Raw genomic sequence first — 16,862 nt, 5'->3', positions numbered from 1 at the left:
CGTCGTGCCGGTCCTACGGCGTGAACTGCTTGATCAGCTCCCGGCGCATGATCTTTCCGGTCGACGTTGCGGGAAGCCGGTCGACGAAGCGCACTAGGCGCGGGCGTTTGTAGGCGGCGAGGCGTTCACCTGCATAGGCGATCAACTCCTCCTCCGTCGCCGCGGCACCGCCGACGAGGACGACATAGGCGCAGGCGAGTTCGCCTCGGACCTCGTCGTCGACCGGGCCCACCGCCACTAGCGCGACGGCGGGGTGCGCGGCCAGCACCCGCTCGATCTCGGCCGGATAGACATTGTAACCGCCGGTGATGATCATGTCCTTGCGCCGATCGACGACGAACACATGTCCGGTTCCGTCCATCGTGGCGATGTCGCCGGTGTGCAACCAGCCGTCGGGTTCGATCGCCTCCGCTGTCGCCTCGGCGTTGCCGTGGTAGCCCAGCATCACCAGCGGACCGCGCACCATCAGCTCGCCCGGCTGCCCCGTGGGCGCGTCCCGCCCGACGTCGTCGAGATCGGCGATACGGACATCCAACCCAGGGAGCGCCACGCCGATGGAGCCTGGCACCGGCGGCGCGTGCAGGGCGTGGGTGGTGCCCAGCCCGGAGATCTCGGTCATGCCCCACAGCTCGATCAGCGGAGCTCCGGCGCGCGTCTGCCAGCGCTCGATAGTAGACAGCGGGATCGTCTGACCGCCGACGGTGCAGCGGGTCAGCGAGGACAGGTCGGCCTCGTCCAGCTCGGGGGCGGACAGCAGCATCGAATACATCGCCGGGACGCCTTCGAACATCGTCGCGTGGTGTTCGGTGATGAGTCGGAGGGCCTCGGTTGCTGCGAAGCGTTCCATCAGCACGACCGTGCCGCCGGCCAGGAAGGTCCCGTTGATGGCGACGTTGCCGTAGACGTGCGGGGCAGGCAGCGCGGTCACGACGATGTCCCGTTCGTCGCGGCCGTGCATCGTCGCGGTCAACGCGCAGTTGAGCAGAACAGCCTGGTGGCTCTGGACCGCGCCTTTCGGATGGCCGGTCGTTCCTGAGGTGTAGCCGATCGTGCACGGCGCCGTCGGATCGGCGGTGAAGGTGGGGGTTTCGCTCTCGGACGCGAGAAGCTCGTCGAATCCGAGCACGCCGTTGGCGCCGCCGCCGAAGGCGACGACGGCTCGCAGGTCCGGAAGGCCGCGGGTCAGCTCGGCGACCCGCGGTGCTTGCGCCGCGCTGGTGAACACGGCGGCGGCTCCGCAGTCCTGCAGCACGAAGGCTAGTTCTTCCATGGTGAGCATGACGTTCACCGGGTTGACGACCGCGCCGGCCCGGAGTGCCCCGTGGTAGGCGGCGATCCACTCCCAGCGGTTCTGGGAGTACAGCGATACCGGAAGCCCGGGGCGGACACCGTGTTCGAGCAGCCCGGCGGCGACGCGGTCGGCGAAATCGTCAAGCTGCGCGTAGCTCAGCGTCTTCGTCGCGGTAATCAATGCGGTCCTGTCGCCGAATCGAGCTGCGGCGGCTCGCAGGATGTCGCCTGGACCGTTCACGGGACCTCCTCGTCTCGGAGGTGACAGGAGACCGCACGCGGGCGTCGGGCGGCACACCCGAATGGGTGTGCCGTGGTGGCGGGCGCACGCCTACCGTTGTCCCAGTCGGACATCGATACGACGAAATCCCTGAGGAGGACGGAGATATCTGTCGTCGCCTGCCGAAGTGATCTCTCTGATCCAGTCCGGCAAGGTCAAGGACCACATCCTGCTCGTTCGCGGTGGCACGACGACGTTCCCTGCCCCGGCGCCGTCGCTCGTCACCGCGAGCATTCGGCGTCCCGATCACCGCCTCGTTAACCGCCCATGCCCGCCGCCAAGCCCTACGTCGACATCACCATTGACGAGATCCTAAGCAGGCGGAAGTGGCGCACGGCTTGCTCTTCCTGCCGACAGCGGCCTCACCCTGCCCCACGGCGAACCCAGCACCTGCGGCTACTCCGCCATGGACGGCTCTCCGCGGAAACAGTCCGCGAGGTTCGGCACCGGCAAACTTGCCCCCGCGCTCCGGTCGAGATCTACGAGGACTGAGTTTCAGGGCGGCGGGGGCGGTACCCGTGTGGCTGCTCCGCCGATCAGCGGGGTCAACGATCGTGATTCCCGACGATCGTGGCGCGCGCCTCTTCGGCGCGACGGCTGTACCATGAATCGGTGATCGTGGAGACAGGTGACGACTTCGGCTGGTTGCTCGGCACCGTGATGCGGGCGTACCTCAAGGCAGCGGAAGACGCCGTGGCCTATTTCCCGAGCGGGCCGCGCGGCTACCAGGTCATCGAGGCCGCGGCGGCGATGGCCGCGACGGGTTCCATACCCAACCAGGCCGCGATCGCCGAGCGGCTGGGCATGGACCGCACCATCATCACGCATCTGCTCGACGAGCTGGAGCGGCAGAAGCTCGTCCGCCGCACGCCCGACCCGGCGGACCGCCGGTCCCGGCGCGTCACTCTGACCGCGAAGGGCGAGAAAACCCTCCAGTCGCTTTCCGCGCGGGTGGCTGAGGCCGAGCGGCACGTTCTCCGGCACCTTTCGGACGACGAAGCCCGTCAGTTGACGGCCTTGCTCGGCCGGGCCGCGGAAAGCGCCGGCGAACGGGCGACCAGTGCCTGCGAGTTGGCCGCCCGAGCCGAGCCCAGCTGACGGTCGCTTCAGAAAAGCTTGCGGCGTCGGGGCAATCGGCCGACTGCGGACCGTCTCAGTGGTTCGTCGCGGGCAGGCCTCGCCAGCCGGGTTCGGACTCGGCTGGCAACGGGTCGGTGGGGCCGACATCGAGTTCGTTCCGCAGGCCGGTGTCGGACGTCACGACGGCCCACGCGGTCGTCGGCTCCTTGTCAAGCTTGGTGTAGCCGACCGCGAGCGGCGCCGGGAGGTTCTCATCGAGGTCCTTCTGCCCGATCGTCAGGGGAATCACCCACGCGTCGACGGTGCCGTTGGCCACTTGTGTGAAGGCCGGGTTCGAATCGGGGAAGCGCACCACCTGCACGCCGGAGACCTCAAGTCCACTGTAGACTTGAAGAACTCGCTCGAGACGATGGCTGCACTGCCGATCGTCAACCGGCCGTTCGCGACGCTGTTTGGCAGGCTCGAGAAGAAGTCGACGTCGGGCGAATTGCAGTCACAGCCTTCCCGGCGGGCGATGTCGCACAGCAACTCGTTGTCGTACCTGGCTGCACTGGCCGTTCTGCACGAAGGCGGCCGACGGCGAGTCTCCGAGCGTGCCGACGTTGTATCACCGAAGGGCAGGACGCGATCTCGCGGAGTTCGACGCGCTGTTCGCGGCCGCGGGCTGGCGCCGCGTCGCCGGTCAGGACGCGCAGCCGATCGTCGGGCAAGACGGGCCGGCGGGCGGACCAGGCCGGCGCGATCCGGAGCCCCGATGAGGGCAATCAACGAGCCGCTTTCGTTGATGTACGGCGGAAGGAAGGTGTCGCCGCCGTCGGCCGAGATCACCGTTTTTTGAGACCGGATCGGCGGCGGCGAGTTCCAGGCCGCGCCACATGGTCGAGCGGATCACGGCCGGGACGTCCGGGCTCGCGGCTGCGCGAAGCGCAAAGGTTTCAACCACTTCGCGATGATACGTCATTCTGGTCAGTCCGACAATTTCCTTGACAGTTCCCGTGTTTCGTCAAGTAGGATGATCTACAGACGTTCTGTCTGCTCGACGTCACGGTGTGGTCCTCGGAAACCCGCTGCGATCGTCATTCTTTCCGTCAAGCGCGCGCGATTGCGCTTCGGGTAATTTCCTGGAAATAGAGGAGAAAGTCATGACTGTGGTGCGTTTCCGGCAGGATGGTGCGGTCGGGCATCTGATCCTGGCGGGCGGCCCTAATAACTGGGTCGATGACGAGTTCCGCCATGAGATCCGCGAAGCCGTGCACGCGGCGAGTGAGTCCGACATCCGGGCTCTGCTGATCGAAGCGGAGGGACCGAACTTCAGCGTCGGCGGCGCGGCCCATGAATGGCCGGGAAAGAGCCGGGACTGGTTCCGCACGTTCATCGCGGAGATTGACACCGCGTACCGGGCGATCGAAGCGCTGCGGGTTCCGGTGGTTGCTGCGGTCCGCGGGCTGGCGGTGGGTGGCGGTTTCGAACTGGCGCTGGCTGCCGACTTCTTGGTGGCGGCGGAAAACGCCGTCTTCTGGAACATCGAGATCAACGGCAACAACGTGCCGCTCGCCGGTGGCCTCCAGCGGCTCGCGACGAAGATCGGCCCGGTGAAGGCCACCAAGATGGCGATGCTCGGCGAGCCGACCCCAGTGCGCGAGATCCCGGAACTCGCGTCCTACGTGGTGCCCGACGACGAGCTCGACGAGTTTGCCGCGAAACTGGCGACCCGCCTGTCCCAGGGGGCGACGCAGGCCCTGGCCGTCACCCGGACACTGCTGAAGGCCTGGTCGATCGGCGGCACTGCGGCAGCCGACCGACTCACGCATGACCTCACCATCGACCTGTGGGACAGCCCGGACACCCAGGCGGTCTTCCAGTCGGTGAAGGAGAACCACGACGAGCGCGTCAAGGCCGAGGGGCCGGACTACGCCGGCCCGGCCACAGCGCCGCCGCACGTCATCTTCACCAGCCGCTGAACACCACGAGAACGGGGCCGTCCGCAACGCTGCGGAACGGCCCTTTCTCGTGTCGGATCGTCGATCAGGACACGACTTTCACCGCGTGCACGGCGAGATCCAGCTTCAACCGACGCGCGGCGAAGCCCTTTCCGGCGGTGATGCCGTGGGCGTAACGGTCGACGACACCCTCTGCGTGCAGCGAGAGGCCGTCACGCGTTGTCTTGGCTTCGGTGACGGCAAACTCCACCGGCGCAGTCTTGCCGCGGACCGTCAGGTCGCCTTTGAGCACCCACTGCCCGTCTTCGAGGCGCACTTCGGTGGATTGGAAGGTGAGGCTGGGGTGCTTTTCGGCGTCCAGCAACATCGCGGAGCGCACGATCTTGTCCCGAAGCTTGATCTTCGTGCGGAAGCTCGTCGCGTCGGCCTCGGCGTGCACCTTCGACGTCGTGGCCGGCAAGCCGACCTCGATCCGCCCGTGGTTGAGGTCGAAGGACCCGGTGACCTTGGCGCTGCCGAACAGGTGCCGCGTGACGAACGAGATGGAGGACCGGCCGGGGTCCAGCTCGTAAATACTGGCTTCGGGGACCTGCCGGTATGTCAAGCGACGGGTTGGGTAACGGTGATTTCCTTGCGCAGTACGGGCGCGACCTCCGTGCCGAGCAGCTCGATCGCCTTGAGGTGGTCCTGCTGAGGTACCCCACCGAGTCCCATGTAGACGAGGACGCGATTGTTGTTGTACAGCTCGTGCTGGAGCATCAGCTTGTCGATCACCTCTTGCGGGCTGCCCGCCATCAGCGCACCTACGGGCGAGGCCTGGGTATCGAACATCGGCCGCGGCATGCGGGGACCGGCCTGCGCGCGGTGCCGCGCGTTCGCGACCATGCCGTTGCTGAAGTACGGGTACATCAGGTCCCGAGCCTCCTGGCTGGTCCGCGCCACGAACCCGTGCCCGGCGATCGTCTTGTCAAGCGAACGCGGGTCGTATCCGGCGCCGACGGCAGCAGAGTTGTACGCCTCGTCCACACGCAACGCGTCGTCCACCCGGCCGAGCAGGACACCGTAGGCGAGAGGCAGCCCGAGCCGCCCGGCGCGAGCACCCGAGGACGGAGTACCACCCACACCAACAAAAATCGGCAGCCTCGACTGGACCGGCCGAGGCGCGACATCGGCAGCGTCAAGCGCCGGCCGGAACGTCCCCTGCCAACTGATCGGATGCTCGTTACGGATAGCCACCAGCAGTTCCAGCTTCTCCGCGAACAGGGCGTCGTAGTCGGCAAGATCGTAACCGAACAGCGGGAAAGAATCGATATGCGAGCCCCGCCCCGCGATGATCTCCGCGCGGCCACCCGAAACCAGGTCCAACGTGGCGAAGTCCTGGAACAACCGGACCGGGTCCAGCGAGCTGAGCACCGTCACAGCACTGGTCAGCCGGATCTTGCAGGTCCTGGCAGCGATAGCGGCCAGCATCACCGCAGGCGAGGACGCAATGAAATCCCCCCGATGATGCTCGCCAACACCGAACACATCCAACCCGGCCTGCTCGGCCACGACGGCCTGCTCCACGGTGTCACGCATACGCTCCAACGCGGAAGGCACCCTACGGGTGAAGGGGTCGGGAGAGATTTCACCGAAGGTGTGGATGCCGATCTCGAATGCCATAACCAGTCCCTCAAGATGTGCTAAAGTCGTTATAGTCGAGTATAACGACGATCGTTCATATCAACTAGTTTTCCGCTGTGAGCCGAGTCACGGCAGACGGGAGGTGGGTAGCTCACGTGCTGGGACCGCTGGTCTCCGCAGCGGCGCGTGACCGGGTGCTGGACCTAGTGGGCGCCGCAGAGTTGGCCGGCGCCAAGATCACCGTCGACTCAGTCGTGCGCGTTGGCGGCTGGAACGCGTCCCGCTTCGGGGGCCAGCACATGGCCGGCACCGAGGGCTACCGCTTCTACACCCAGCGGGCCGATAAGGAGGCGTGAGCCCTGTCCTCGGCATGAGATCTCCGACCGGAAACGGCGACATCCCGCTGCTCCAGATCGACCACCAGATGAGCGGGGTGGGCGATGCCTGTCGCCTCCAGCATTCGAGGAGTGACGAGTATGGGTTGGTCACCCAGCCCGGACGGCGCACCGAGGGTGCGCAGGGTTGTATTTGTGATCGCGCTAACATAACCCTCTATTATCGAATAGTTGGACTTCCCACGACGGCTGGAATCGACGCCGTCGCTTTTTTGGTCAACGGACCCACGTTCATTCGTACGCGGCCACGCCGTCAACGAATCGGACACTATGAGCACAAGGCGGGAGATGCCGGTGACGGTCTGGCGACGAGTCGTACTTTGACGCAACCGCATTCGGGTCAGGCGAGAGCTAGCAGTCCTGCTCCGTCGCCGGAGGATCTCGTGCCGCGGTCAATGTCTGATTAGGACAGCTGTTGCCAGAACGGGCTAGCTAGGGCCGCCGGCCCGGGTCTCGCCGTGTGTGGACCAGATCCACCAGCTCCCGCATGATCGGGGCGGGGTCGATTCTGAGGGCGTGAAAGAGGAAGACCAGCGTATCGAGCTTCGCGGTCGCATCACCCTGTTCGATCCGGTGGATTGTCGTCCGGTCGAGGCCGGTTCGTTCGGCCAGGTCGTCCAGGGACAGCCCGGCATCACCTCGAGCGCTCCCAAGCCGTTTGCCGAGCACTTGCTTTAGCTGGTCCAGCAGAAGCGGAGACTCGTCGGGCACGCTGTCAACTTACCCAGAGTTCACGATTGCCTGTCATCGGCGTGCACGCATAAATCCACACGGTCAGTCCGGGGTGTCGCACGAGTCCGGCAGTCAGGAGGGGTGATCTGAAAGGTCTGGAGTTCTGATCAGGGCCAGCGTTGGCGCGCTGGTTCGGGAAGGTACGCCCATGCTCACGTAGTCCCTGGCCCCGAATCCGGTGGCGATGACCGGCCTGGTCGCGAATGATTCGTCGTCGTTGATCGACCGGATCGTCCGGGAGGGCGCGCGCCGGATGCTCGCCGAAGCTCTGCAAGCCGAGGTCGACGCCTATATCGCCGCTTATGCCGACCAGCGCGACGAGCACGGCCACCGCCTGGTCGTGCGTAAGGGCTCCCGCCAGCCCCCGCGAGGTGTTGACCAGCGCGGGTGCGGTGGAGGTGACCGCGCCGCGGGTCAACGACAAGCGCGTCGATCGCGAGACCGGCGAGCGGAAGGGGTCGCCTCGACGATCCTGCCGTCCTGGGCGCGCAAGACCCCGAAGATCACCGAGGTGCTGCCGCTGCTCTACCTGCACGGCCTGCCCTCGGGCGACTTTGTGCCCGCGCTGGGTCAGTTCCTCGGCTCGGCCAAGGGTTTGGCCGAGCCGGTGGTCACGAAACTGACCGAGCAGTGGAAGGCTGCGCAGCGCGCGTTCGCCGAATGCCATCTGTCCACTGTGGACTTTGTGTATCTGCCATCCGCCAGGGCAACGAGTTCCTTGCGCCCGTCGGCGCGCATGTTTAGCGCCGCGGGATGCGGGCCTCGGCGCTCGCGGTCGGGGACGGTGCGCTCGGATTTTGGGGCGCACTGCGCGAAGTGTTCCCCGAAACACGGGAGCAGCGCCGCTGGTTCCACAAGATCGCCAACGTGCTGTCCGCGTTGCCCAAGTCCGCGCATCGCGGGGCGAAGAAGGCCCTGGCCGAGATCTGGAACGCCGAGGACAAGCGACACGCCCTGGACGCGGTGAAGGTGTTCGACGCCGCCTACGGGGCCAAGTTTCCCAAGGCCGCCGCCAAGATCACCGAGGACGTCGACGTGCTACGAGCGTTCTTCGACTACCCGGCCGCGCACTGGATCCACCTGCGCACCACCAACCCCGTCGAGTCCACCCCCTCCACGGTGCAGCACCGGACCAAGGTCACCAAGGGACCCGGCTCGCGCGGGGCCGGGCTGGGGACGCCGTTCACGCTCATCGAGTCAGCGCAGACCCGCTGGCGCGCGGTGAACGCGCCCGAACTCGTCGCACTCGTCCGCGCCGGCGCCCGCTTCGAAAACGGCCAACTCCTCGAACGCGACCCCACACTCGAGACACTCACCGAGCCGGACACGGCGCCCGATCAGCTCGCCAGCCCCCGTCGCGCAATGACCTTCATCCACAGGCCTTGACAATTGCTCCAGCTGGGTCGCTCACAGCCCTGATACCGCGGAGTCACACCACCAACGGCGCGGACAACCTTCGGACAACTCCCGGCCGTTCGAGCTCGTCTCCGCGACCGGAGGTGATCGACGCTAAGAGAGCAAGGATTCGAACCTCTGAAGGCAGTGCCATCTGATTTACGGACGATCAAGCAAACCACCTTTGAACTGCGGTTTCTCGGCGTACACCCGCCGTTTGGGCGTTGATTGGGCGCTGGCGTCCAAATGCCGACCCCGCGTTGATCGCCACCCACGACGACGGCGCTATCAGGCAGGTCCGCGGAGGCACGAACATACAGACAGGAGACGCTAGCGTGCTGGGCATGGCTTCGATCGAAACGAATGAGACCAGGAATGAGACCACCAGCAGCCCGCCCAACCCGTCCGGACCTGTCACATTCACCCCTGGCGGTACCGCACTGTGACACGCCCGCCCGCTGTCTAGGAACGCATGAGCCCCGTATCCTGAGAACCATGACCGAACCGGCAGGCACCATCCGCGCCGAGGACAACCCGTCCTTGGCCGATGTCGTGCGCCGCGCCGAACACGGCGAAACCATCTCGGTGATCGCCCACGGCGAGCACGTGGCCGACCTCGTGCCCTCCGGCGAGCTGGACCGCTTGCGCGAGACCATCGAGGTGTTGTCCGACCCCGGCGCTCGCCGGGCGCTGGAGGACACCGAGCCCGTGGTCGTCGGCCGTGACGCCCTCAACGCGCTGATCGCCGAACGCATCAAGCGCGAACGGCCGCATGACCGCTGAGCCCTACGACGTCAACCTGACCCGCACGGCCCGCCGAGCCCTCGCCGAACAACTCCCGATCGACGTCGTCATAGCCGTGTCCGACTTCCTCAACGGCCCACTCACCGAAAATCCCCACCGCGTGGGCAAGGACTCGACTCGCCCTTTCACGGCGTCCACTCAGCCCGCATCATGCGCGAATGGCGCATCCTGTATGTGATCGACGAACAAACGCGAGAAATCACCATCCGCGACATCCGACACCGACGCGACGCCTACAAACCACGCTGAACCCCGCCTGGTCGCCTCCCCCAATGTCCGCCCCGGACCCAACTGGTACCCGGTACAGTAAGGCCCAGGGCACGTCTTCGGTGGCAGGCGGCAACGTTGGTCGCACGGGGCAAATTCGATATCCGCGAAGTCACCTTCGATGAGTCCAGCACCGGCCACGTGCTTGTTCAGATGGTGACGGCCGCAGTCTGCGGCAGCGATTTGCATCGTCTCTTCGGTCACAAGGCGGACCAGATCAGTTACCCGGGGCTTCCGGGTTTTCCCGGACACGAGGGAATCGGGCAGGTTGTAAACCGTGGGCGCCCATTGGGCGCCAGCGGCCGTGGACGGCGGGACATGGCCGGACACCGCCGGACAACACCAAAAACACCCCCATGCCCTGTTCTCGCAGGTCATGGGGGCGTTTGAGCTGGTGTGGCGGGTAGAGGATTCGAACCTCTGAAGGCAGTGCCGTCTGATTTACAGTTCCACCCTGTTCATGTTGGACCGTGCCGAAAACTGTCAGAAATTGGCGTTGGCCCTGCTAGAGGCGCTGTTCGCGTGTCGGACCATGACTTGCCCTGTTGGACTCTGTCGACAAGTGCGGCACCGAACATGGCACCGAATCGCGGCCCGGTCCTGTATCCCTCACACGAGGCCCTTGACGATCTTCCGCACGTACTCGTCGCTCCACACGTGATCGATGCCGCGAACGATGTCCGCCTGGCGCATGCCGGCGGCGTACTCGGTGCGAATCCCATCGATGAGCGCCAGGCGGGCGTCTTCCAGATCGTTCTGAGCACGCCGGTAGTGGTCGACGAGTTGAGTCAGCGAGGGCGGCGTTCGTTTGGTCGTCACGCGCAGCATGGTTTCACAACAAAGTTCCCCAAGCAAGTTGCCCAACTCGGTTGCATTTCCAACCAAGTTGGGCAACACTGTTGGTAGAACAAAGGCGGCCCCCGGTGGTGCTGGAACACCAGCCGGGGACCTTGATCGACTGCGAAGGAGTCGACCCATGCAGAACCCTATCGACAAGCCGTTTTGGCTGACCACCGATTGCCCGAAGTGGTGCACGGAGACCCACCAGGCCAGGCACTCCGGCAGTGACCGTGCCCACTGGTCGGACACGGATGCCACGGTGAAGTTGACGCTTGGCCAGGCTGTCGTTCTCGATACTGATGAGGGTTACACCGCGTACCCGCCGTCGTTGTCGGTGTTTTTGCAGCAGGAATACCGTGAGACGGAGCCGCGGGTCGTCGTGGAACCCGATTTCACCGACACGGGTTCCCGTTACGACCTGACCCCTGCTGAGGCGATGCAGTTGGGGCATGCCCTCATCGAGGCCGCTGAACTGGCTGGGGGTGTGGCGTGAACGCGCTCGCCACACCACCCCGGCCCACCAGCAACCCGTTTTGGCGGGCCTACGGCCACAACCAGGCCGGTAACCGGGTTGAGGTACGAGCCCTGCACGTCCACACCCCCCGCGGCGTGGAGATCGGAATACAGGTCGGCGCCCAGCAGCCGGTGTTCTTCGACCTGCACGGCCTCGGGCAGCTGCTGGCGAACCTCCGCCAGGTGGGTATCGCGGCGTGGGAGGTGGACCGGTGAGCAAGTACCTCCCTGTTGCGGATTTGGTTGAGCGGTGGGCAGAAGCCCGGGTGCGCACGTTCATGGCCCGGGAAACCCATGGTGTCGCTGCGGCGGCGGACTACTGGGCCGAACTCAGTGCCGGTACGGAGATCGCCCGCGAGGTCACGACCGGCCGGTGGGTGGTCGTGATGTACCTGCTGCGGCAGGGCGAGATCACCTCGTGGGCGCAAGTCGGTGAAGCCTTGGACATGACTGAGACCGAAGCCCGTGACGGGTTTTCGGCGTGGATCGCCGGGCAGCGGGACCTTCACGCCGTGACCGGGAAGCTCGGTGTCACGACCGCCGAGGCTGAGGAGTTGTACGGCCTGGTCAGGGCGGTGTCGTGGTGAACCTCGATGGGACATTCCGCTTGGGTTCAGGTTCGCGGTATGGCGGGGGTGGGCTGGTGAGCGGCCTGTTGCCTTGCCAGCAGGCCGAACTGCTGAGGATCAACATCGGCTACCTGGTGGGTTACTACAGCGCTCACCGTCACAGCGGAGTGGTGCCCGTCGAGCACCTTCGCCGCGCCCTCACCGTCACGTCCCACGACGAACTTCGCATGGCGCTGGAGGCCGTGGCGGAGGACGAAGAAACCTCCTGATGAAACACCACAAGGAAGGAACTGATCCATGTTTCTGGTGATCGAAACCCCACCCGAAGCCACCACTTCCCAGGCCCCGGTTGGTGGGTGCGGGTCCGTGTGCACCGTCGTTCCCCGCGGTGATTCCTGGGACGACTACGGGCCGTGCCCGATGACCCGCGGCAAGCACTGTCCGAGTGACCCGGCCGAGCAGGCGAAGTGCCCGGTCTGTTGACCCGGCCTGAACGCGAGGAGGTGAACCTGTGACCTGTCCCGACTGCGACGGCCAGGGCTGCACCACGTGTGGCGGTGTCGGCACCGTCCCTGACTGGCTGGCCGACCCGAACATCACGGGTGAGTCCGCCAAGGACTGGGCCAAGAACAAGCAGAAGTGACCAGCGCGCCCGTCCTGTTGGCCTGACCGAACGTGGCGCTGGGTCACGACCGCAACGCCTTCCAGGGCACGTGATCGACCCAGGAGCCGATCCGATGGAGAACCAAGGAGAAGGGGACATGAGGAATCTTGACGACGCTGCCCGTGACGTGGTGGAAGACGAGGTCGAGACGGGGATGTTGCTGCGGGAACGGGCCGAGGAGCTGAAGCAGGCCGGCGATCACCGGCAGGCGGCTGTGTACGACCGGGCCGCTGCGAAGGCTGACAACCGCGCAGGCGTGTTCCGCGGCTTGCTGAAGAAGTAAGGATTTGGACGCCCCTGGGTGGCGACTCCACTCGCCACCCAGGGACTTGATCGGAAAAGAGGCTTCCGACCCGATGAAGCAAGATAGTGGCCGATCGGCCCGCCCACGTGTCGGCGTGCTGACTTGGCTTGGATTGTTGGCCGTCGCGACTGGCGCAGCGGTGTTGTCGTTCACGTCGCTGACGGACTTGGCGATCGTGTGCGGCACTCACCGCAACCTCGCTTGGTTGTTCCCGGTGGCGTTGGATGCGGCGGCTGTGGTGGCGACCCGCGTGTGGTTGGCGCGGGTGTCCTCTGAGGTGGTCGTGGAGGCCCGCAGGATCGCGGTCGGCACACTCGTGCTGTCTGTGCTCGGCAACGCGACCGACCATTACCTGAGGGCCTACCAGGTGGTGCCGCCGTGGTGGCTGGTCGCCGTGGTGGCGATGGTGCCCCCGGTCGTACTGGTCACCACCGTGCATCTGGTGGCGGCGATGGTCAGCGACCGGCAGGCAGTCACCGCTCCCGACGCGGCCACTGTTGGGCAGAGCCCAATGGTTGAGCTGGACCAGGGGCAGGACGAGAAGGGTACGGCGATCTGCCGCACCCCTGGCGGCGAGCAGCCGGTTGGACTGGACCAGGCAGAGCCCGGTTCAGGTACCAGGCAGAGCCCGGTACCTGCCGCTCCTCAAGCCGCAGGCAAGCATCCAGACACGGAAAAGCCGGTCGTCGGTGTTGACCTGCGGAAACACGATGGGCCTCCGGGAAAACCGCAGTTCAGCGCACCGAGCGCGGATGGGCGTGACGCCGAGGTAGCGGAGGCCCCGACGAACTCCACGCCCGCCGCTCCTGACCGGCAGGAACCCGAGGACGAGAAGGGTACGGAGGCTATCCGTACCCCTGGCGGTGACCGGTCGGACACGCCGACCGGTCGGCCGCCCGAAACCCTGACCGAGGCCCGACCGGTCGATGTCGAGGAGGCCCGACCGGTCGGGCCGACCGACGCCAACGGGGTCGGTTCAATCGACGCCCTTGGCGGTGCCCAGTCGGTCGGACCGGTCGGGGCGACCGATGCCCGACCGGTCGCCCCACTGAAACCCCGACCGGTCGGGGGTGCGAAACCCCGACCGAGGCCCGACCGGTCGAGGCGGAAAAAGTCGACCGGTCGGGCCGACCGGTCCGACGATGAACTCCTCGACCAGTTACGTGAAATGCCCCGACCGGTCGGGGGTGAACTGCCGTCCCGGACCGCCGTGATGAAGGCCCTGTCGGTCGGATCCGGTCGGGCCTCCCGACTGCTCGACCGGTTGCAGCCCCAACCATCGGAAGCGGGGGCTGACCAGTGACGACCCATCCGATCGTCGGTGAACTGGTCGACGACGACCACGACGGTGAATCCGACCGTTTCAACCACGCCGCAGGGCTACCCGCCCGCCGGCCACCCGCCGCGCTGGTGCGTCGTGTGGGCGGAACCGTGGTGCGGGTCGCCAAGGACGACCGCACCCAGTTCGTTGTCCGCAAGACCGGTCGGCAGCTGTACACGGTCGGCGCGGGCTACCGGTCGTGGGCGGTGCGCATCTGGGACGCGACCACCATGGGCGTCTACCGAAGGCAGATCACAGCCGCCGAACTCCGGGGCGACCGGGAAGCCCTGACCGACTGGCTGGACCGCAAAGAGGCCGCCGTCCAGCGTCGGTTCCAGCGCATCAAGGAAGTCCCTAAGATCGCGCTGGGCTTCGCGCTGGTCGGCGTCGGCAGCGTCGCCGCTCTGGTCGTCATCGTGCTCGTGTCCGGTCTGGTTGCGCAGCTGACCGGGGGCCAGTTCGGGGCGGTCGTACTCGGGGTGCTGGATGTGTTCGGGTGGATCATCTCCGCGATCGCGATCGCGTGGACCCCGTTCTTGATTGCCTTGCCGTTCCTGATCTCGTGGGGCGCGTACCGGGAAGGGAAACGTCGCGGCACCCCACCGACCTGGTTGATGACCGCGGACGAGCGGAAGCAGGACACCGAGGTCGTTACCCCGTCCATCGTGGTGAAGGCATTGCGTGATCTGGGGATGTCGCAGCTGCGGAAGCTGATCGACGCGATGGACGACGCGGGCGCGGGCATGTTGTCCCCCATCACCCTGGCTGGTCCGGGCGTGGAAGTGCAGGTACAGCTGCCCTCCAGCATCTCCACAGAGGACATCCAGAAGCGGCGGAAACGCCTCGCGGAGAACATGGGCCGGCACGAACACGAGCTGTTCATCACGATCCCGAAGCGTGCCCGCAGTGTCCTGTTGTGGATCGCGGACTCGGGTGCGCTGGATGAGCCGATCGAACCGTCTCCGCTGGTCACCGAACCGCCGACGCGGGTCAGCATGTTCCGCGACCGGGCACCGTGGGGCAAGAACCTGCGAGACGACCCGATCGGTCTGAACCTGTGGCAAAAGCACCTGCTCATCACGGGCCTGTCCAACATGGGCAAGACCGCCGCGTTGCGCGCCCTGGCGTTGTGGCTGGCGTTCGACCCGACCGTGGAGTTCCGAATCGCCGATTTGAAGGGCCTCGGGGACTGGCACATGTTCCAGGGCTTGGCGACCGTGCTCATCGAAGGCCCCACCGACGAGCACGTGATCTCGGCTACCGAGATGTTGGAAGCGGCGGTCGATGAGATGGAACGCCGCATGGTGGGGTTCGACCCCGAGCAGCACCCGGACGGTGTGCCGCCTGGCCTGCCCGGATACCACCCCATCGTCGTGATCGTGGACGAAGAACAGGTCGCGTTCATGTGCCCGGAGAAGGACGAGCACAAGAAGCCCTACGGCGGGAAGTCCAACACCAGTCGCTACTTCAACGCCGCCCGCAAGGTCCACAACCAGGGGCGTGCGGTGAACGTGCTGCTGTGGGACGGAACCCAGGACCCCACGGACCAGAACCTGCCGAAGCTGGTCCGGGAGGGCGCGCACATCCGCGCTGGTCTGAAGCTGGGTAGCGAGTCGCAGTCGCGGATGGCGCTGGGCGACAACGCCGTGAACGACGGTGCCGCCCCGCACGAGTTGAAGCAGGAGCACAAGGGCACGGTCGTGGTCACCGGCATGGGTGTTCCGACGCAGCAGGGCCAAACGTCGGAGACGGTGCGCACCCACTACATCGGCGGCAAGGACGCGGTCGAGGTCGCCGACCAGGCGAAACAGTTGCGTGGCGCGGTCGACACGGCCGACACGAGCCCAGACGAGCGGGACTTGCTCACTGACGTGGATCAGGTGCTCGGCGGGAAGGACGCTCGGGCCGCGGATGTGCCGCGCCGCCTGCGGCAGCACGCCCCCGGCTACGCGCCCTATCGGGAACTGACCGGTGAATCGCTGGTGGCGCAGCTCGAAGCGCTCGGGGTGAAACGGGGAAGCCAGGGCGGCTATCCGATGGTGCGCACGGAACGTGTCCGTCACGCGCTCGCCGAGAGGGAGGTGAGCGATGACGACGACTAGGCAGAAAAGCCGCTTCCCAGGGGCCTCACGCAGCAGTGGTCACCCGATTCACCTCGCTCACCTTCCGCACGTTTACGCAGCTCAACATGGGTGACTGGCCAAGGTGGGTGGTGTTGGTGGGTTTTCACCTTCTCCGCTCCACTCACCTTGGCTTCCACCAACAACAACACGTCACAGAAAGTGAAGGGAGAAGGGAAAATGTTGGGTGGCAAGTGGGTGTCGACGGTCGCGTTGACCGGGGTCCTGGCGGCCGGTTCGCAAGGCACGCAGTCCTGTGACACCACAACCGGGAAGTCTCCGAGCGGTGGAGGTTTGAGCCGCCAGGAGAAGGCCCGCGGCGTCGAGTACACCGCCGAATGCGACAACGACGGCAACGTCAAGAGCTACCGTCCGCACACCGCGGAGGCGAAACGGGAAGCCGTCAGGGCGTGCAAGAACGTTGACGACTACGCCGACCGGATCCAGCGCGGAATCCGGCGGTAGATGTCATGTCGAAGAACACGCACGCTGCACGGGAAATCACGAACGGGATGGTGTACACGTTCTGCGGGATCTCGTTCCCCGAGAAAGGATCCGGGAAGCCGTGGATCTTCTGGGGTGTCTGCCCGCGGTGTAATCGGGCGATGAAGCGGGACGCGAAGCAGGGCCGGCGATGAACACCGCAGAGTGGGTCGTTGGTGGAATCGTGGCGTTCCTCGCCTACGTCGTGTCCTGCCGCATCTACCCCTACGCGGCGTGCCGCA

At 66.0% G+C, this 16,862-nt stretch carries 22 protein-coding genes and 1 pseudogene; 17 read left to right on the top strand and 6 right to left on the bottom strand.

The genetic code is table 11. The features are described 5' to 3' along the window. Window positions 1-13 precede the first annotated feature (13 nt). Window positions 14-1,531, bottom strand: a complete 1,518-nt coding sequence (locus GKO32_RS17425) for a class I adenylate-forming enzyme family protein (protein ID WP_208024446.1) — start codon at window positions 1,529-1,531, stop codon at window positions 14-16. Between the two features lie 651 nt (window positions 1,532-2,182). Here GKO32_RS17425 and GKO32_RS39160 point away from each other — a divergent pair. After that, window positions 2,183-2,668 carry a MarR family winged helix-turn-helix transcriptional regulator gene (locus GKO32_RS39160; protein ID WP_208024445.1) on the top strand — a complete coding sequence of 162 codons (486 nt, stop codon included), beginning with the start codon at window positions 2,183-2,185 and terminating at the stop codon, window positions 2,666-2,668. A 55-nt stretch (window positions 2,669-2,723) separates the two neighbouring features. On the opposite strand, the gene GKO32_RS17415 is transcribed toward GKO32_RS39160, so the two are convergent. Then, on the bottom strand, window positions 2,724-3,011 hold the full coding sequence (locus tag GKO32_RS17415) for a type 2 periplasmic-binding domain-containing protein (protein ID WP_154757938.1): 288 nt from the start codon (window positions 3,009-3,011) through the stop codon (window positions 2,724-2,726). A gap of 232 nt (window positions 3,012-3,243) precedes the next feature. Between GKO32_RS17415 and GKO32_RS17410 the strand changes: the two genes are divergently transcribed. Both GKO32_RS17410 and GKO32_RS17405 read left to right on the top strand, forming a co-directional pair. Continuing rightward, on the top strand, window positions 3,244-3,408 hold the full coding sequence (locus GKO32_RS17410; protein WP_154757937.1) for a hypothetical protein: 165 nt from the start codon (window positions 3,244-3,246) through the stop codon (window positions 3,406-3,408). Between the two features lie 384 nt (window positions 3,409-3,792). After that, the gene (locus GKO32_RS17405; RefSeq protein ID WP_154757936.1) at window positions 3,793-4,611 is read left to right on the top strand and encodes an enoyl-CoA hydratase/isomerase family protein; all 819 of its coding nucleotides are present in this window, start codon (window positions 3,793-3,795) and stop codon (window positions 4,609-4,611) included. A gap of 64 nt (window positions 4,612-4,675) precedes the next feature. On the opposite strand, the gene GKO32_RS17400 is transcribed toward GKO32_RS17405, so the two are convergent. Both GKO32_RS17400 and GKO32_RS17395 read right to left on the bottom strand, forming a co-directional pair. Continuing rightward, complete coding sequence (locus GKO32_RS17400) at window positions 4,676-5,194, bottom strand: YceI family protein (protein WP_154757935.1); 519 nt, start codon at window positions 5,192-5,194, stop codon at window positions 4,676-4,678. Next, window positions 5,191-6,252 carry an LLM class flavin-dependent oxidoreductase gene (locus GKO32_RS17395; protein ID WP_154757934.1) on the bottom strand — a complete coding sequence of 354 codons (1,062 nt, stop codon included), beginning with the start codon at window positions 6,250-6,252 and terminating at the stop codon, window positions 5,191-5,193. Before GKO32_RS17395 ends, GKO32_RS17400 begins: the two co-directional genes overlap by 4 nt. Window positions 6,253-6,368: 116 nt before the next feature. Here GKO32_RS17395 and GKO32_RS17390 point away from each other — a divergent pair, with 116 nt between their 5' ends. Then, on the top strand, window positions 6,369-6,569 hold the full coding sequence (locus GKO32_RS17390; protein ID WP_154757933.1) for a hypothetical protein: 201 nt from the start codon (window positions 6,369-6,371) through the stop codon (window positions 6,567-6,569). 471 nt (window positions 6,570-7,040) lie between these two features. On the opposite strand, the gene GKO32_RS39155 is transcribed toward GKO32_RS17390, so the two are convergent. Next, window positions 7,041-7,319 carry a helix-turn-helix domain-containing protein gene (locus tag GKO32_RS39155; RefSeq protein WP_154757932.1) on the bottom strand — a complete coding sequence of 93 codons (279 nt, stop codon included), beginning with the start codon at window positions 7,317-7,319 and terminating at the stop codon, window positions 7,041-7,043. A gap of 205 nt (window positions 7,320-7,524) precedes the next feature. On the opposite strand from GKO32_RS39155, the pseudogene GKO32_RS17380 reads away from it, so the two are divergent. The 3 genes and pseudogenes from GKO32_RS17380 to GKO32_RS40545 all read left to right on the top strand — a co-directional run bounded on the left by GKO32_RS17380 (window position 7,525) and on the right by GKO32_RS40545 (window position 10,196). After that, a pseudogene (locus GKO32_RS17380) lies at window positions 7,525-8,726 on the top strand (transposase). Between the two features lie 504 nt (window positions 8,727-9,230). Further along, window positions 9,231-9,518 (top strand): type II toxin-antitoxin system Phd/YefM family antitoxin, encoded by a 288-nt coding sequence (locus GKO32_RS17375; protein ID WP_154757931.1) that lies wholly within the window; start codon window positions 9,231-9,233, stop codon window positions 9,516-9,518. Window positions 9,519-9,947: 429 nt separating this feature from the next. Beyond that, complete coding sequence (locus tag GKO32_RS40545) at window positions 9,948-10,196, top strand: alcohol dehydrogenase catalytic domain-containing protein (RefSeq protein WP_376765970.1); 249 nt, start codon at window positions 9,948-9,950, stop codon at window positions 10,194-10,196. Between the two features lie 219 nt (window positions 10,197-10,415). On the opposite strand, the gene GKO32_RS17365 is transcribed toward GKO32_RS40545, so the two are convergent. After that, window positions 10,416-10,625 carry a hypothetical protein gene (locus GKO32_RS17365; RefSeq protein WP_154757929.1) on the bottom strand — a complete coding sequence of 70 codons (210 nt, stop codon included), beginning with the start codon at window positions 10,623-10,625 and terminating at the stop codon, window positions 10,416-10,418. Between the two features lie 157 nt (window positions 10,626-10,782). Between GKO32_RS17365 and GKO32_RS17360 the strand changes: the two genes are divergently transcribed. The 10 genes from GKO32_RS17360 to GKO32_RS17320 all read left to right on the top strand — a co-directional run bounded on the left by GKO32_RS17360 (window position 10,783) and on the right by GKO32_RS17320 (window position 16,775). Next, a complete protein-coding gene (locus GKO32_RS17360) occupies window positions 10,783-11,139 on the top strand; it encodes a DUF6907 domain-containing protein (protein WP_154757928.1) in 357 nt (118 codons plus the stop codon). Further along, window positions 11,136-11,375 (top strand): hypothetical protein, encoded by a 240-nt coding sequence (locus GKO32_RS17355; RefSeq protein WP_154757927.1) that lies wholly within the window; start codon window positions 11,136-11,138, stop codon window positions 11,373-11,375. Before GKO32_RS17360 ends, GKO32_RS17355 begins: the two co-directional genes overlap by 4 nt. Further along, on the top strand, window positions 11,372-11,746 hold the full coding sequence (locus GKO32_RS17350) for a hypothetical protein (RefSeq protein ID WP_154757926.1): 375 nt from the start codon (window positions 11,372-11,374) through the stop codon (window positions 11,744-11,746). Before GKO32_RS17355 ends, GKO32_RS17350 begins: the two co-directional genes overlap by 4 nt. A gap of 56 nt (window positions 11,747-11,802) precedes the next feature. Then, window positions 11,803-11,997, top strand: coding sequence for a hypothetical protein (locus GKO32_RS17345; protein ID WP_154757925.1), 195 nt, complete (start codon window positions 11,803-11,805; stop codon window positions 11,995-11,997). A 242-nt stretch (window positions 11,998-12,239) separates the two neighbouring features. Beyond that, on the top strand, window positions 12,240-12,371 hold the full coding sequence (locus tag GKO32_RS39850) for a hypothetical protein (protein WP_281353875.1): 132 nt from the start codon (window positions 12,240-12,242) through the stop codon (window positions 12,369-12,371). Window positions 12,372-12,489: 118 nt separating this feature from the next. Beyond that, entirely contained in the window at window positions 12,490-12,675 is a 186-nt protein-coding gene (locus GKO32_RS17340) for a hypothetical protein (protein WP_154757924.1), read from the top strand. 136 nt (window positions 12,676-12,811) lie between these two features. Beyond that, entirely contained in the window at window positions 12,812-13,999 is a 1,188-nt protein-coding gene (locus GKO32_RS17335; protein ID WP_166459626.1) for a DUF2637 domain-containing protein, read from the top strand. Next, the gene (locus GKO32_RS40185) at window positions 13,996-16,119 is read left to right on the top strand and encodes an FtsK/SpoIIIE domain-containing protein (RefSeq protein WP_208024444.1); all 2,124 of its coding nucleotides are present in this window, start codon (window positions 13,996-13,998) and stop codon (window positions 16,117-16,119) included. Before GKO32_RS17335 ends, GKO32_RS40185 begins: the two co-directional genes overlap by 4 nt. Before the next feature lie 198 nt (window positions 16,120-16,317). Next, the gene (locus GKO32_RS17325; RefSeq protein WP_154757922.1) at window positions 16,318-16,602 is read left to right on the top strand and encodes a hypothetical protein; all 285 of its coding nucleotides are present in this window, start codon (window positions 16,318-16,320) and stop codon (window positions 16,600-16,602) included. 5 nt (window positions 16,603-16,607) lie between these two features. Continuing rightward, complete coding sequence (locus tag GKO32_RS17320) at window positions 16,608-16,775, top strand: hypothetical protein (protein ID WP_154757921.1); 168 nt, start codon at window positions 16,608-16,610, stop codon at window positions 16,773-16,775. Window positions 16,776-16,862: the final 87 nt, after the last annotated feature.

The sequence above is a fragment of the Amycolatopsis pithecellobii genome (assembly GCF_009707865.1).
Classification (GTDB): Bacteria; Actinomycetota; Actinomycetes; order Mycobacteriales; family Pseudonocardiaceae; genus Amycolatopsis_E; species Amycolatopsis_E pithecellobii.
The sequence above is the reverse complement of the archived record's forward strand: the minus strand, read 5'-3'. Positions and strand labels throughout refer to the sequence as shown.